Source organism: Oryzomicrobium sp. (genome assembly GCF_036820405.1).
Classification (GTDB): Bacteria; Pseudomonadota; Gammaproteobacteria; order Burkholderiales; family Rhodocyclaceae; genus Oryzomicrobium.
This window is the reverse complement of sequence record NZ_DAISLS010000011.1, coordinates 25,936-40,526: the sequence shown is the minus strand read 5'-3', so window position 1 is coordinate 40,526 and position 14,591 is coordinate 25,936. Positions and strand designations below refer to the sequence as shown.

The 14,591-nt window shown below is 68.8% G+C and carries 17 protein-coding genes; 9 read left to right on the top strand and 8 right to left on the bottom strand.

Features of this window, described 5'->3' with window-relative positions; genetic code table 11:
• Positions 1-9: 9 nt before the first annotated feature.
• Positions 10-1,308 carry an NAD(P)/FAD-dependent oxidoreductase gene (locus V7Z98_RS11800; RefSeq protein WP_334158169.1) on the top strand — a complete coding sequence of 433 codons (1,299 nt, stop codon included), beginning with the start codon at positions 10-12 and terminating at the stop codon, positions 1,306-1,308.
• 181 nt (positions 1,309-1,489) lie between these two features.
• Here the strand turns inward: V7Z98_RS11800 and V7Z98_RS11795 are convergent, their stop codons facing one another.
• From V7Z98_RS11795 to coaBC, 3 genes are all read right to left on the bottom strand, one after another.
• Positions 1,490-2,122 carry a c-type cytochrome gene (locus V7Z98_RS11795; protein WP_334158168.1) on the bottom strand — a complete coding sequence of 211 codons (633 nt, stop codon included), beginning with the start codon at positions 2,120-2,122 and terminating at the stop codon, positions 1,490-1,492.
• A 135-nt stretch (positions 2,123-2,257) separates the two neighbouring features.
• Entirely contained in the window at positions 2,258-2,707 is a 450-nt protein-coding gene (dut, locus tag V7Z98_RS11790) for a dUTP diphosphatase (RefSeq protein WP_334158167.1), read from the bottom strand.
• 30 nt (positions 2,708-2,737) lie between these two features.
• Complete coding sequence (coaBC, locus tag V7Z98_RS11785; protein WP_293264513.1) at positions 2,738-4,006, bottom strand: bifunctional phosphopantothenoylcysteine decarboxylase/phosphopantothenate--cysteine ligase CoaBC; 1,269 nt, start codon at positions 4,004-4,006, stop codon at positions 2,738-2,740.
• 158 nt (positions 4,007-4,164) lie between these two features.
• Here coaBC and radC point away from each other — a divergent pair, with 158 nt between their 5' ends.
• From radC to rpmG, 4 genes are all read left to right on the top strand, one after another.
• Complete coding sequence (gene radC / locus V7Z98_RS11780; protein ID WP_334158166.1) at positions 4,165-4,842, top strand: RadC family protein; 678 nt, start codon at positions 4,165-4,167, stop codon at positions 4,840-4,842.
• Between the two features lie 98 nt (positions 4,843-4,940).
• On the top strand, positions 4,941-5,303 hold the full coding sequence (locus V7Z98_RS11775; RefSeq protein ID WP_334158165.1) for a PilZ domain-containing protein: 363 nt from the start codon (positions 4,941-4,943) through the stop codon (positions 5,301-5,303).
• A 106-nt stretch (positions 5,304-5,409) separates the two neighbouring features.
• Complete coding sequence (rpmB, locus tag V7Z98_RS11770; RefSeq protein WP_054621621.1) at positions 5,410-5,643, top strand: 50S ribosomal protein L28; 234 nt, start codon at positions 5,410-5,412, stop codon at positions 5,641-5,643.
• Between the two features lie 16 nt (positions 5,644-5,659).
• On the top strand, positions 5,660-5,815 hold the full coding sequence (gene rpmG, locus V7Z98_RS11765; RefSeq protein ID WP_293264516.1) for a 50S ribosomal protein L33: 156 nt from the start codon (positions 5,660-5,662) through the stop codon (positions 5,813-5,815).
• A gap of 151 nt (positions 5,816-5,966) precedes the next feature.
• Here the strand turns inward: rpmG and V7Z98_RS11760 are convergent, their stop codons facing one another.
• Entirely contained in the window at positions 5,967-7,265 is a 1,299-nt protein-coding gene (locus V7Z98_RS11760) for a Y-family DNA polymerase (protein ID WP_334158164.1), read from the bottom strand.
• Positions 7,266-7,274: 9 nt separating this feature from the next.
• Positions 7,275-7,928, bottom strand: a complete 654-nt coding sequence (locus V7Z98_RS11755) for a LexA family protein (RefSeq protein ID WP_334158163.1) — start codon at positions 7,926-7,928, stop codon at positions 7,275-7,277.
• A 193-nt stretch (positions 7,929-8,121) separates the two neighbouring features.
• Between V7Z98_RS11755 and V7Z98_RS11750 the strand changes: the two genes are divergently transcribed.
• The gene (locus tag V7Z98_RS11750; RefSeq protein ID WP_293264522.1) at positions 8,122-8,502 is read left to right on the top strand and encodes an oxidoreductase; all 381 of its coding nucleotides are present in this window, start codon (positions 8,122-8,124) and stop codon (positions 8,500-8,502) included.
• A 76-nt stretch (positions 8,503-8,578) separates the two neighbouring features.
• Positions 8,579-9,160, top strand: coding sequence for a DNA-3-methyladenine glycosylase I (locus V7Z98_RS11745; protein ID WP_334158162.1), 582 nt, complete (start codon positions 8,579-8,581; stop codon positions 9,158-9,160).
• Here the strand turns inward: V7Z98_RS11745 and V7Z98_RS11740 are convergent.
• A complete protein-coding gene (locus V7Z98_RS11740) occupies positions 9,157-9,480 on the bottom strand; it encodes a hypothetical protein (protein ID WP_334158161.1) in 324 nt (107 codons plus the stop codon). The genes V7Z98_RS11745 and V7Z98_RS11740 overlap by 4 nt on opposite strands.
• An 11-nt stretch (positions 9,481-9,491) precedes the next feature.
• Entirely contained in the window at positions 9,492-9,983 is a 492-nt protein-coding gene (locus V7Z98_RS11735) for an META domain-containing protein (RefSeq protein WP_334158159.1), read from the bottom strand.
• 91 nt (positions 9,984-10,074) lie between these two features.
• On the opposite strand from V7Z98_RS11735, the gene V7Z98_RS11730 reads away from it, so the two are divergent.
• Positions 10,075-11,007, top strand: a complete 933-nt coding sequence (locus V7Z98_RS11730; RefSeq protein ID WP_334158158.1) for a 1,4-dihydroxy-2-naphthoate polyprenyltransferase — start codon at positions 10,075-10,077, stop codon at positions 11,005-11,007.
• A 234-nt stretch (positions 11,008-11,241) separates the two neighbouring features.
• Positions 11,242-12,966, top strand: a complete 1,725-nt coding sequence (locus V7Z98_RS11725) for a cytochrome D1 domain-containing protein (RefSeq protein WP_334158157.1) — start codon at positions 11,242-11,244, stop codon at positions 12,964-12,966.
• Positions 12,967-13,080: 114 nt separating this feature from the next.
• On the opposite strand, the gene V7Z98_RS11720 is transcribed toward V7Z98_RS11725, so the two are convergent.
• Positions 13,081-14,591, bottom strand: a 1,511-nt coding sequence (locus V7Z98_RS11720; RefSeq protein ID WP_334158155.1) for a pseudouridine synthase, incomplete at its 5' end; no start/stop codon positions are given.

Below are 14,591 nucleotides of genomic sequence, written 5' to 3'. Positions count from 1 at the left end.
GGAGCGACCATGCCGAATCTGAATCAATTCAATCGCCGCGACTTCATCAAGGCGGCCGGTGCCGCCTCCGTGGCCGGCTCGACCCTGGGCCTGAGCGCCTGCGCCGGCGGCGCCAGCAAGGCCCGCGGCCATGTGGTGGTAGTGGGCGGCGGCTACGGCGGCGCCACCGTGGCCAAGTACCTGCGCATGTGGAGCGACCGGGGCATCGACGTGACCCTGGTGGAGCGCAACGCCAACTTCGTCTCGTGCCCCATCTCCAACCTAGTAGTGGCCGGCTACAAGGGCCTGGACGACATCACCGTTTCCTACGAGGGCCTCAAGACCCACTGGGGCGTGCGGGTCATCAAGGACGAAGTGACCGCGGTGGACACCGCCAAGCGCACCGTCACCCTGGCCCAGGGCGGCACCCTGTCCTACGACCGGCTGGTGCTCTCCCCCGGCGTGGACTTCCAGTGGGACCAGGTGCCGGCGCTGAACAACGCCGACGCCCAGGGCAAGATCCTGCACGCCTGGAAAGCCGGCCCCCAGACCGTGGCCCTGCGCAAGCAACTGGAATCCATGAAGGATGGCGGCGTGTTCGCCATCTCCATCCCCAAGGCGCCCTACCGTTGCCCCCCGGGGCCCTACGAGCGGGCCAGCGTGGTGGCCGCCTACCTGAAGGCGAAGAAGCCCAAGTCCAAGGTGCTGATCCTCGACGCCAACGAAGAGGTGATTTCCAAGAAGGCCCTCTTCATGAAGGCCTGGGACGACCTGTACAAGGGCATCGTCGAGTACCGGCCGAACAGCCAGCTCACCGACGTGGACGTGGCCGGCAAGACCGCCCTGCTCGAATTCGACAAGGTGAAGGCCGACGTGCTCAACGTCATCCCGCCCCAGCGCACCGGCGAGATCGCCGCCAAGGCCGGCCTCAAGCTGATCAACAACCGCTGGGTGGACATCAACTGGCTGACCATGGAATCGACCAGCACCCCGGGGGTCCATGTCCTGGGCGACGCCATCTTCCCGGCGCCGACCATGCCCAAGTCCGGGCACATGGCCAACCAGCACGCCAAGGTGGCCGCCGCTGCCATCATCAACCTGCAGTCCGGCCAGGAGCCCAACCCGGAGCCGGTGGTGATGAACACCTGCTACAGCTTCGTCGCCGAAAAGAGCGTCATCCACGTCGCCTCGGTGCACCGCTACGACGCGGAGAAGAAGCAGCCGATGCCGGTGGCCGGCGCCGGCGGCGTCTCGGCGGCGCGCAACGAGCTGGAGGCGAAGATCGCCCTGGGCTGGGCCAAGAACATCTGGGCTGACATGCTGACCTGAGCCGCACCCCAAGCTGGCGCCATTTGAAACCCCGCGCCAGTAGGGCATCTCCAGGCTCCCCACCTGGAGATGCCCGAAAACAAAGGCCCGCCGGGAGTGCATCCCGGCGGGCCTTTGTTCATGCGGAGTTTGGCGGAGGGCGGCGGACAAAGTGCCGGACGGGCCGGCATCCGCCATCCACTCAGTCCAGGGCGCCGATGTACTCGGCCACCGCCCTCGCCTCCAGCTCGGTCAGCTTGGAGGCCACCGCGTGCATCACCGCATTGTCGTTGGTGCGCTCGCGCTTGTTGAACTGCTTCAACTGCTCCTCGATGTAGAGCGGGTGCTGGCCCGCCAGGCGGGGTAACTGGGTGGTGCCGTAACCCTTGCTGCCGTGGCAGCTGGAACAGGCGGCCACTCCGGAATAGGGGTTGCCCTTGGTGAAGATGTAGCGCCCCACCCCGGCCAGGTCGGCGTCCCGGGGCTTGTGCGGCGCGGGCTTCTTGGCCTCGAAGAAGGCGCCCAGGGCCGCCATCTCGCCCTTGGTCAGTTCCTGGACCTGGGACTGCATGGTGTCGCTCTTGCGCCGGCCGCTCTGGAAGTCGGCCAGCTGCTTGGCCACGTACTCGGCGTTCTGCCCCGCCAGGCGGGGAAAGATCGGGCTGGACGACTCGCCCTCGGCGCCGTGGCAGAGGAAGCAGCGTCCGCCGACGATCTCCTCGGCCCGGGCCAGGTCCGGCTTGGCCGGATCGGCGGCGTGGGCTGCCCCGGCCCCAGCCACGGCCCCGACAATGGCCAGCAGCGCCACGGCGCCGCGCATCTTGGTCTTGTTCATGTCTCGCTCCCTTATTGGTGTTGTTCCGCCGAGTCCCGGCACAGCCACGTGCCATGCCGCTGCGGCGCTATTTCAGAATGTCATGAAATAGTAATGGAGCAAGACCGGGCGCCACAAGCCGGGCACCCGGGCGGATCAGTGCTTGCCGGTGCTGCCGAAGCCGTCGCCGCCCCGGTCGGAGGCTTCGAATTCCTCGACCACGTTGAAGCCCACCTGCACCACCGGCACCACCACCAGCTGGGCGATGCGGTCCAGGGGATTGATGGTGAAGGCGTCCTTGCCCCGGTTCCACACCGAGATGAGGATCTCGCCCTGGTAGTCGCTGTCGATCAACCCCACCAGGTTGCCCAGCACCACGCCATGCTTGTGGCCCAGGCCGGAGCGGGGAAGGATCATGGCGGCCAGCCCCGGGTCGGACAGGTGGATGGCGATGCCGGAGGGGACCAGGGTGGTATCCCCCGGGCGGACGTGGAGCGGCGCCTCGATGCAGGCGCGCAGGTCCAGCCCCGCCGCCCCCGGGGTGGCGTAGCGGGGCGGCATTTCGCGCAGGCGGTTGTCGAGCAGCTTGATGTCGATGTGGTGCATGGCGTTGTCCATGGGCAGAGGTGCGGTCCGTCAGGAAGCGAGGGCGGCGGCGACCCGGGCGACGATGGCCCGGGCGATGCCGTCCTTGCGGGTGGTGTCGAGGGGATGGGCGCCGGCGGCATCGAACAGGATGACCCGGTTGCTGTCGCCGCCGAAACCGTCGGCGATCAGGTTGCCCACCACCAGGGGAAGGTTCTTCTTGATCCGCTTCGACTCGGCGTACTGGGCCAGGTCGTGGCTCTCGGCGGCAAAGCCGACGCAGTAGGGCGGCCGGGGCAGCGCCGCCACGTCGGAGAGGATGTCCGGGTTGCGCACCAGGGCCAGGCTCATGGCCTCGCCGCCGGCGGCGGTCTTCTTGATCTTGCGGGTCTCGGGCGCCGCCGGCCGGTAGTCGGCCACCGCCGCCACGGCAATGAACACATCGGCGTCCACCGCCTGGGGCAGCACCGCGCCGTGCATCTCCAGGGCGCTGGTGACGTCGATGCGCGCCACCCCCACCGGGCAGGGCAGGCCGGTGGGGCCGCTCACCAGGGTCACCTCGGCGCCGGCCTGGCGCGCCGCCCGGGCCAGGGCATAGCCCATGCGCCCCGACGACAGGTTGGTGATGCCGCGCACCGGGTCGATGGCTTCGAAAGTGGGGCCGGCGGTGAGCAGCACCTTCTTGCCGGCCAGTACCTTGGGGGTGAAAAAGGCGATCACCTCTTCCACCAGCACCTCGGGCTCCAGCATGCGGCCAAAGCCGGTCTCGCCGCAGGCCTGGACGCCTTCGTCCGGGCCGAGCACGGCGATGCCGTCGGCGGCCAGTTGGGCGACGTTGCGTTGGGTGGCCGGGTTGTCCCACATCTGCCGGTTCATGGCCGGCGCCACCAGCAACGGGCAATCCCGGGCCAGCACTAGAGTAGACAGCAGGTCGTCGGCCCTCCCCTGCACCACCTTGGCCAGGAAGTCGGCGGTGGCCGGGGCCACCAGCATCGCGTCCGCTTCCCGGGACAGCTCGATGTGGGGCATCAGGTTGGGCACCCGCTCGTCCCAGGCATCGACGAACACCGCCTGGCCGGACAGGGCCTGGAAGGTGGCGGGGGCGACGAAGCGGGTCGCCGCCTCGGTCATGGCCACCCGCACCGTGGCGCCGGCCTTGATCAATTGGCGGGTCAGCTCGGCCGCCTTGTAGGCGGCCACCCCGCCGGTCACCCCGAGCAGGATGTGCCGGCCGGCCAGTTCGAGCCCGTCGACCGAAGAGGAAGATGGGCTCGCTTGCGCGGCTTGCAGGGAACGCGCGGATTGCCCAGGCAAAGCCATTGTCATATCGGTAGTATGCTGCGAAGTGAAATGAGGAATGTGGAAGGGACCCAAAGCGGCACCGGGACGTTCCACGGCGCCGCCATTCTAGCCCGAGGGCCGGGCCTCGCGTCCCTTCCCCCATCCGGCGCCATCGGCGCCCTTGCCGGAGACCCGCCATGGCCATCACCGACTGGCCGACCGCCGACCGCCCCCGCGAAAAGCTGCTCGCCCAGGGCGCCGGCACCCTCACCGACGCCGAGCTGCTGGCCATTTTCCTGCGCGTCGGCGTCCGTGGCAAAAGCGCCGTGGACCTGGCCCGGGACCTGCTCGCCCGCTTCGGCTCCCTGACCCGGCTGTTCGCCGCCGAGGCGCCCCAGTTCGCCGCGGTGCCGGGCATGGGCGAGGCCAAGTACGCCCAGCTCCAGGCGGTCCTGGAACTGACCCGCCGCGCCCTGGGCGAGGAAGTGGCGGAACGCCCCCTGTTCACCTCGCCCCGGGCGGTGGCCGACTACCTGCGCCTGACCCTGGCCCGGGAGCCCCGGGAAGTCTTTCTCGCCCTGTGGCTGGACGCCCGCCACCGGCTGATCGCCAGCGAGCCCCTCTTCCACGGCACCCTGACCCAGACGGCGGTCTACCCGCGGGAGGTGGTCAAGCGGGCCCTGGCCCACAACGCGGCGGCGGTGATCGTCGCTCACAACCACCCGTCCGGCGCCGCCGAGCCCTCGGCCGCCGACGAGAGCCTGACCCGGGCCCTGCGCGACGCCCTGGCCCTGGTGGACGTGCGCCTGCTCGACCACTTCATCGTGCCTTCCGTCGGCGCCCCCCGGTCCCTCGCCGAGCGTGGTCTAATCTGAACGCGGCAAAACTACTTTCTCACCCATTCCTGGCGAAACATTGCATGACATTTATTTCTCCAGAACCGCTCCGGCAAGCCGGTATAATCGCGCCAACCATGATCGAACACCGCATGCACAGGCGCTTTCCGGTGCGTTGGCCCGTCGCCATCGTCTTCGACCACGCCGCCGAACGCGCCACCTACCGGGGCCTGACCTGGGATCTTTCCTTGGGGGGCGCGGCCATTCTTTCCGAGCACAACCTGTTCGTTCCCGGCGCCGTCACCCTGCTGATCTCGGTGCCGCCCCTCTACCCGGGGCAGCGGCAACCTCTGATCGAAGTGCGGGCCAACATGGCCTACACGGTGCTCTCCAACACCCACGACTGCTTCCGCCTGGGCATCCGCTTCGACCAGTTCAAGGATAACGGCGAGCAGCGCCTGCTCGACAACCTGCAGGCCCGCTACGAGATCATCGTCTGAGCCCCTTCCCGGGGCCGTTCGCGGGAAGTTGCGGAAGTGCTTGATATTTCTCGCGCAGTTACGTTAAAATCGCCGGCTTTCTCTTCTGTGATTTTGGAGCACTGACATGGCGCGTGTCTGCCAAGTGACGGGGAAAGCCCCGATGGTGGGGAACAACGTTTCCCACGCCAACAACAAAACCAAGCGCCGCTTCCTGCCGAACTTGCACTACCGCCGTTTCTGGGTGGAGAGCGAGAACCGCTTCGTGCGCCTGCGTGTTTCCAACGCCGGCCTGCGAGTCATCGACAAGAAGGGCATCGATGTCGTTCTCGGCGAGCTGCGCGCTCGTGGCGAGATCTAAGCAGGAGCATTAAGCAATGCGCGAAAAGATCAAGCTCGAATCCACCGCGGGCACCGGCCACTTCTACACCACCACCAAGAACAAGCGCACCACGCCCGAAAAGCTGGAGATCAAGAAGTTCGATCCCAAGGCTCGCAAGCACGTGATGTACAAGGAAACCAAGCTGAAGTGATGATGGCGCCCTCGCCACACGGCCTCAGCCGCTTCCCCTGAAAACCCGCCCAGCGCAAGCTCGGCGGGTTTTTTCTTACCCGGCTTTCGCCCCCCCTCCTTCACGCTCACGCCCCAGCGGCATTTCCCGCAGTCCCCTCTGCCCCGCGTCCTCACGCCTTGGCCACGGCCAGATCCCTCCAGGCCGTAGTGTAGGCCGGCGAGATCAAGTCCTGGCGCATCGCCCAGGCCATGCCCTTCCTCAGCCCCGCCCCACCGGGCCCCAGGGTGCCGCCGCCCCAGCGCCGGTTGGCCGCGTCGAGCACCGTCATCAGCCGCTCCTGGCGTGCCTGCTGCACCAGCACCCCGGGAGGCGTGAAAAGGCTGCCCTGGCGCCCGGAGCGGGGCACCAGGCCAATCAGCAGCACCCCGGCCTTGGCGTAGGACAGGTCGGGCCGGTAGATGCGGGCCAGGGCTTCCCGGGCACGGCGGATCAGGGTCAGGGTATCGTCGCTGGCCTCGGCCAGGGGCAGGATCAACTGGCCGTGGAACGGACGTTCGGACCATTCACCGCCCCGGTGCCGGTGGCCGCGGATATAGACCCCCACCGCCTCGGCCAGGGATTCCTGGCGGCGCAGCTTGTGGGCCGCCCGGGCCATGTAGGTGGCCACGGCGGCGGCCAGGTCCGCCTCGGCATGGACCGGCCGGCCGAAGGAGCGGGACGACAGAATCTGGCGCCGATCCACCACCGCCAGCTCCACCCCCAGGCAAGGCGTGCCGCGCAGTTCGCGCACGGTACGCTCCAGGATCACCGAAAAGCGCTGGCGCAGGGTTTCCGCATCGGCCTGGCGCAGGTCCCAGGCGGTACGGATGCCGCGCCCTTCCAGGGCTTCGCGCAGGCGCCAGCCGACGCCCCACACCTCGCCCACGGCGATGCCGCGCAGCAGCGCCTCCTGGCGCACCGGCGGCAGAGCGCCCAAGTCGCACACCCTACCCCACTCGGCCTGTTTCTTGGCCAGGTGGTTGGCCAGCTTGGCCAGGGTCTTGGTCGGCGCGATGCCGACGCACACCGGCAGGCCGATCTCGCGGCGCACGGCTCGGCGGATTTCCCGCCCCCGCTCCGCCGCATCGGGCTGGCCGGAGAGATCGAGGAAGCACTCGTCGATGGAATAGGCTTCCCGGTCCGGGGCAAAGCGTCCCAGGATGGCCATGAAGCGACTGCTCATGTCGCCGTAGAGGGCGTAATTGGAAGAAAAGGCCGTCACCCCCTGGCGCGCCGCCTGGGCGCGGATCTTGAACCAGGGCGCCCCCATGGGAATGCCCAGGGCCTTGGCCTCGGCGCTGCGCGAAACGACGCAGCCGTCGTTGTTCGACAACACCACCACCGGGCGCTTTTCCAGGTCGGGGCGAAACAGGCGCTCGCAGGAGACGTAGCAGTTGTTCACATCCACCAGGGCGATGGCGCGGGCCATTTGCGCCTCCTACAGCCGGTGCAGGGCGCGGGTGACCACGCCCCAGACGGTCACTTCCTGACCCTCGCGGAAGACCAGGTCCGGGTAGTCCGGATTCTCGGCGCACAGGCGCACCCCGCCGGGGCCGCGGCGCAGGCGCTTGACGGTCAGCTCGCCATCCACCACCGCCACCACCACCGCGCCGTCCCGGGGCGGCAGAGAGCGGTCCACGATGATCTCGTCGCCGTCGAAGATGCCGGCGTCGCGCATCGACCACCCCGACACGCGCAGGATGAAGGTGCTCTCCCGGTTGAGGATGAGGTGCTCGTTGAGGTCGATGCCCCGGTCCAGGTAATCATCCGCCGGGGAAGGAAAGCCCGCCGGCACCCGGGAAGCGAACAGGGGAAAGGTCCGGGCCGGGCCGCCCTGGAGCGGCCGCGCCTCGCCGGCCCGGTCGCCTGCCGCCAGCCGGGGCCCGGCCTGGTGCCGGAACTGCTCCAGCCAATCGATCACCGCCGCCGCCTGGCTCTGCGGCACCCGCACCGGCACGGTGGGTTCGCCGAAGGCCCCGCCCCCCGGCTTGCGCCCGGCCCCGGCCCGGGAACCGCCGCGACGCCCCGGCCCCGCCCCGCCGGCCTCCCGGCCACTGCCGACGCCAGGATTGCTGCTGTCATCATCACCCACGCTATTCACGTCGCCACCTTGAAATTGAAATCCGAACAAAATTCAAACCAATGGTAGCAGCCCCGCCCTTTCCGTTCCAACTCCGCACCGGCGCGCCATGACACCGGCACCGGGGAAAGCGCATTGACCCAGGTCAAGCGGTAAAAATCCGGGGCGCCGTAGAGTGCTGCTTTTCCGCTCGGAGACCATAACAATGACGACCTCCTTCCGTATCGCCGTGATCGGCGCCGGCGAAACCGGCACCCCGCTGCTCAAGCAACTGCTCGCCGCCCCCTTCGTCCAGGTGCTGGGCGTGGCCGACCTGGACCTCAGCCTGCCGGGCATCGCCCTGGCCCGGGAACACGGCGTGACCGTAACCAACAATTTCATGGACCTGGCCGGCAAAGGCGAGGAAGTGGACATCATCATCGACGTCACCGGCGCCCCCAAGGTGCGCGAGACCCTGCGCCAGCACATGATCGACTCCGGCAACAGCCACACCCTGATCCTGCACGAGCGCATCGCCCTCCTGATGATGTCGCTGTCCGCCGGCCAGGCCGTGAGCGGCAAGCACACCGAACTGGAATACCACTGAGCGCCCGGCGCGGGGCGGTGACCCGAGGGCTGCGGCACGCTACAGTCGCGGCGTTGCCGCCCGACGGATTCCGCCCATGACCGACGCCTCCCGCCCCGCCCCCACCCGCTGCGCCTGGGTCAGCGACGACCCGCTGTACCAGGACTACCACGACCGGGAGTGGGGCGTGCCGGTGCACGACGAGCACCGGCTGTTCGAATTCCTCATCCTCGAAGGCGCCCAGGCCGGGCTGTCGTGGATCACCGTGCTGCGCAAGCGGGAACGCTACCGGCAGGTCTTCGCCGGCTTCGACCCGGCCCAAGTGGCGCGCTTTACCTCCGCCGACCAGGAACGGCTGCTGGCCGATCCGGGCATCATCCGCCACCGGGGCAAGGTTGCCGCGGCGGTGGGCAACGCCCAGGCCTTCCTGCGCGTCCAGGACGAGTTCGGCAGCTTCGACGCCTACCTGTGGAACCGGGTGGATGGCGTGCCGGTGCGCAACGCCTGGACCTCGATCCGCGACGTGCCGGCCCGCACCCCGCTGTCCGACGCCCTGGCCAAGGATTTGCAGAAGCGCGGCTTCAAGTTCGTCGGCTCCACCATCTGCTACGCCTACCTGCAAGCCGTCGGCGTGGTGAACGACCACACCACCGACAGCTTCTGCTACCGGACGGCCTAGCGCCCGACCTCGGCACCGGCGGGGGATTGCCCGCCATCGCCCGCATTGCCCGCACCACCGGTGCCGCTGCCGGTGCCATTGGCAGCCGCCTCGGCACTGTCCAGGCGCTCCTTGGCCTGGCGCTCGGCGTCGGCCAGGGATTGGCGCACCCGTTCCTGGGCATCGGCGGCCTGCTGCACCTCCCGGGCCTTGAGTGCCGCCGCCGTGGCGGCGCTGCCCGCGGTTTCCGACACGCCGCAGCCGGCCAGGCCCGCAGCCAGCGCCAGCAGGCCGAAGACGGCCGCCCCGTGCCTCCTATCACCGCGCCAAAGACGCCGCATCGCAGCGCGCCTCACCGCTGAGGCGTGGCGCGGAAGCGCCCCACCACCCGGCCGGTGCCGTCGAGCAGCTCCAATTCGTCGTTGTGCCGGGCACCGATGCGGTAGGCCCGGGTATCGGCCAGGGCCTTGAGAAAGGCCGGCTCCGGGTTGGGCTCCGGGCAGGCCATGCGGGTGGTGGCGCCCGGGGCGAAGCGCAGCTGGCGCTCGGTGGCGCTGTAGGTGCCCACCAGCCGGTTGCAGCCGGTACCGCCCTGGACCGGCAGGAGGCCCTCGGCCATGCCCGGGGCGGGCTCGGCGCGCAGCACCAGGTGGGGCTCCCGGTCACCCTCGGCGGGGGCAACCGGCACGCCGCCCAGCTCCACCGCCTTCCAGTAAGTTTCGGCCAGGCCCGCCGGCGGGGGCAGGACGTCGCTCCCGGGGGCGCCCGGCACGGCGGGGGCGGCACAGCCTGCCAGTGCCAGGGCGGCAACGGCAATGACGTTGCGTTTCACGGCGTGTTTCATGGCACAGTCCTCAGGTGATCGTCGAAGCCGGCATCCTGCCAGATCGCCCCCTTTTTTCGCTACCTGCCCCCTCCTCCGTTCCGCTCCCTTCATGTCCACTCCCGCCGTTCCGATCCGCCCCCTCTCCCACGCCGCCGTCTGGTGGCAGACCCTGCGTCCGCGCACCCTCACCGTCTCCGTGGCGCCGGTGCTACTGGGGCTGGCCCTGGCCTGGTCCCTGGCCGGAGTGTTCCGCCCCCTGCCGGCCCTGGCCTGCCTGCTGGGGGCCCTGCTGATCCAGATCGGCACCAACCTGCACAACGATGCCGGCGATTTCCTGCGCGGCGCCGACACCAGCGAGCGCCTCGGCCCGCCCCGGGCCTGCGCCCAGGGCTGGCTCACCGCCCGCCAGGTGCGCAATGCCGCCTGGGGCGCCTTCGCCCTGGCCTTTCTCGTCGGCATCTATCTGGTAGCCGTGGGCGGCTGGCCCATCGTCGCCCTCGGCCTGGCATCCCTGGCCGCCGGCTGGGCCTACACCGACGGCCCTCGGCCGATCGCCTATTCCGCTACCGGCGAGCTGTTCGTCTGGCTGTTCTTCGGCCTGGCTGCGGTGGGCGGCACGGTCTACCTGCAACTCGGCCAGGTGCCGGCCGCCGCCTGGCTGGGCGCCCATCTGCTCGGCACCCTGGCGGCGGCGGTGATCACGGTGAACAACCTGCGCGACGAGGACGAGGACCGCCGTTCCGGCAAGCGCACCCTGGTGGTGGCCGGCGGCCGCCGCCTCGCCCTGGCGGTGCTGGGGCTGCTGCTGCTCACGCCCTTTCCCCTGTCGCTACTGTTCCTGCTGACGCCCATGGGCGGCCATGCCAACCCGTGGCTGCTGCTGCCCTGGTTGCTGTTCCCCCAGGCCCTGCGCCTTTACGGCGAGGTGCGCCGCACCGCGCCCGGTCCCCGCTACAACGCCCTGCTCGGTGCCACGGCGCGGCTCCAGCTCGGCTTCGCCGCCGCCCTCGCCCTGGGGCTGATATTGGCCCGGTGGCTTTGACGCCCGCTGGTTTTGACATTTGTCAGCCCGCCTTGGCATAGCGCTTGGCAGTGCCAAGGATGGGGCGCTATAACGGTCCTGCATAGCGCTGCACCGCCCCGGCATCGGGCGCCATGTCTCCAACATGACGCCCGCCGGACAAAAAAATCTGCCATGCTGCCGTTGCTGTCATACAACCGGATCATCCTTGCCGATGCCGGACAACTACTCCAAAACTCTCCAGAGGAGTTCTCCATGACGCATTTCCGTGTCCCCTCGCTGGCCATCGCCCTGGCCGTCTCCGCCGCGTTCGCCGGCACCGCCCACGCCGCCGACCCCAATCCCAAGATGGACCCGGCCGACGTCCGCTACCACGCCGGCAGTTCGCCGCTGGCCAATGTGGAGATGTACCAGGACATCAACCCCAAAGCGCCGCCGATGACCAAGGCCGAGTTCGACAAGGCCCGCAAGATCTACTTCGAGCGCTGTGCCGGCTGCCACGGTGTGCTGCGCAAGGGCGCCACCGGCAAGCCCCTGACCCCGGACATCACCCTGGAAAAGGGCTCGGACTACCTGAAGGTGTTCATCAAGTACGGTTCCCCCGCCGGCATGCCCAACTGGGGCACCTCGGGCGAACTGACCGACGACGAAGTGGACCTGATGGCCCGCTACGTGCAGCAGACCCCGCCGCAGCCGCCCGAATTCGGCATGGCCGAAATGAAGGGCACCTGGAAGGTGCTGGTGCCGCCGGAAAAACGGCCCACCAAGAAGATGAACAGCTACAACATCAACAACATCTTCTCCACCACCCTGCGCGACACCGGCGAAGTGGCCCTGATCGACGGCGATACCAAGAAGATCATCAACATCGTCAAGACCGGCTACGCGGTGCACATCTCACGCATGTCGTCCTCGGGCCGCTACCTGTTCGTGATCGGCCGCGACGCCAAGATCAACCTGATCGACCTGTGGATGGAAAAGCCTGACAACGTGGCCGAAATCCGCGTCGGCCTGGAGGCCCGCTCGGTGGAAACCTCCAAGTACAAGGGCTATGAGGACAAGTACGCCATCGCCGGCTCCTACTGGCCGCCCCAGTACGTGATCATGAAGGGCGACACCCTGGAGCCGCTGAAGATCGTGGCCACCCGGGGCATGACCGTGGACACCCAGGAATACCACCCGGAACCCCGCGTCGCCGCCATCGTAGCCTCCCACTTCAACCCCGAGTTCGTGGTCAACGTGAAGGAGACCGGCAAGATCCTGGTGGTGAACTACAAGGACATCGAGAACCTGACCACCACCGAGATTCCGGCGGCCCGTTTCCTCCACGACGGCGGCATGGACTCGACCCACCGCTATTTCCTCACCGCCGCCAACCAGTCGAACAAGGTGGTGGTGGTGGACACCAAGACCGACAAGCGGGTGGCCATCGTCGATGTGGGCAAGATTCCCCACCCGGGCCGCGGCGCCAACTTCGTCCATCCCAAGTACGGTCCCGTCTGGGCCACCGGCCACCTGGGCGACGAATCCATCGCCCTGATCGGCACCGACCCGGTCAAGCACAAGCAGTACGCCTGGAAGGTGGTGGACACTCTCAAGGGCCAGGGTGGCGGCTCCCTGTTCGTGAAGACCCATCCCAAGTCCAAGAACCTGTGGGTGGACACCGCCCTCAACCCGGACGCGGCCAACAGCCAGTCCATCGCCGTGTTCGACACCGCCAATCCGGACAAGGGCTTCCAGACCCTGCCCATCGCCGAATGGGCGGGCCTGGGCGAAGGCGCCAAGCGCGTCGTCCAGCCGGAGTACAACCAGGCCGGCGACGAAGTGTGGTTCTCGGTGTGGTCGGCCAAGAACCAGCAGTCGGCGATCGTGGTTGTGGACGACAAGACGCGCAAGCTGAAGGCCGTGATCAAGGATCCCAAGCTGATCACCCCCACCGGCAAGTTCAACGTCTTCAACACCCAGCACGACGTGTATTAAGCCTGCATGCAGTACGCCCCGCGCCGGCTTCCGGCGCGGGGAAAACAGAACGGGGAGCCCATGGGCTCCCCGTTCTGTTTTGCGGCTTGTGCTGCACGCCGCTGAAGACTGGGCTTAGAACGCCTCGCCTTCCTCCAGGTAGCGCCACTGCCCCGGCGGCAGGTTGCCGAGCTTGACCCCGCCGATGCGCACCCGCTTCAGGCCCACCACCTTCAGGCCCACCAGTTCGCACATGCGGCGAATCTGGCGCTTCTTGCCCTCGCGCAGGACGAAGCGCAGCTGGTCGTCGTTGATCCACTCCACCTGGGCCGGCTCCAGCGGGTCGCCGTCCAGTTCCAGGCCGTGGTTGAGCAGGGCCAGGCCGTTGTCGATGAGCTGCCCCTCGACCCGCACCAGGTATTCCTTGTCCACCTCGGAATCGGCACCGATGATGCGCCGGGCGACGCGGCCATCCTGGGTCAGCACCAGCAGGCCCACCGAGTCGATGTCCAGCCGCCCCGCCGGCGCCATGCCGCGCAGGTGGGCCGGCGAATAGGCGGGACCGCCGGATTCGGACCAGCGGTTTTCCGGGCGGATCAGCACGATGGCCGGCTCGTAGCCGTCCTCGGCCTGGCCGGAGACGTAGCCCACCGGCTTGTTGAGCAGCACGGTGACCTGCTGGTCCTGGTTGCGCTGGGCCTCCTTGGACAAGGTGATCTCGGCGTCCGGCGCCGCCCGGGTGCCCAGCTCGGCCACCCGTTCGCCGTTGACGAACACCCAGCCGCGCTCGATGTAGCCGTCGGCCTCCCGGCGGGAACAGATGCCCCGCTCGGCCATCAGCTTGGAAACCCGCACCAGCCCTTCGTCGTCGAAGACCCGCTCGGGAGATTCAAGCGGGGCGCGGGCCTCGGCATGGTCGTCACGGAAGTCCTGGCGGGGCGCCCGTTCCGGCGCATCGCGGAATTCGTGGCGCGGCCCGCGCTCGAAGCGCTCGCCCTGGCCCCGCTCGCCGCGCCCATCCTGGCTATCCCGGCCCCCCCGGTTATCTCGATTATCCCAGCGGGGACGCTCGGCAAAGTCGCGCTGGGGACGGTCGCCCCGGCTGGCGAAATCGCGCTGGGGGCGGTCAGCGAAATCACCCCGCGGCGGCCGGTCGCCGAAGCTGCGCAGGCGGTCGCCTTCCGGACGCGGAGGACGGTCGCCATAGGGACGGTTCGGCCGGTCCCCCCGGTCGGAAAATTCCCGGCGCGGACGGTCCACGTACTCGCCCCGGGCGGGACGGTCGCCAAAGCCACGAGGCCGATCCTCGCCCTGGCGCGACGGACGGTCGCCACCGCGCTCGGCGAAATCGCGGCGCGGGCGGTCGTCGTAGGGACGTTGGGGACGGTCGCTCCGCTCGCCGTAAGGGCGGTTCGGACGGTCGCCACGGTCAGCGAAATCCCGGCGCGGACGGTCACCGAAGTCGCCGCGCGGCGGACGGTCGCCAAAGCTGCGCGGACGATCCCCTTCCGGGCGCGGAGGACGGTCACCGCGGTCACCACGATCGCCCCGCTCACCGTAAGGACGGTTCGGACGGTCGCCACGGTCGGCAAAATCCCGGCGCGGACGGTCACCGAAGTCGCCGCGCGGCGGACGGTCGCCAAAGC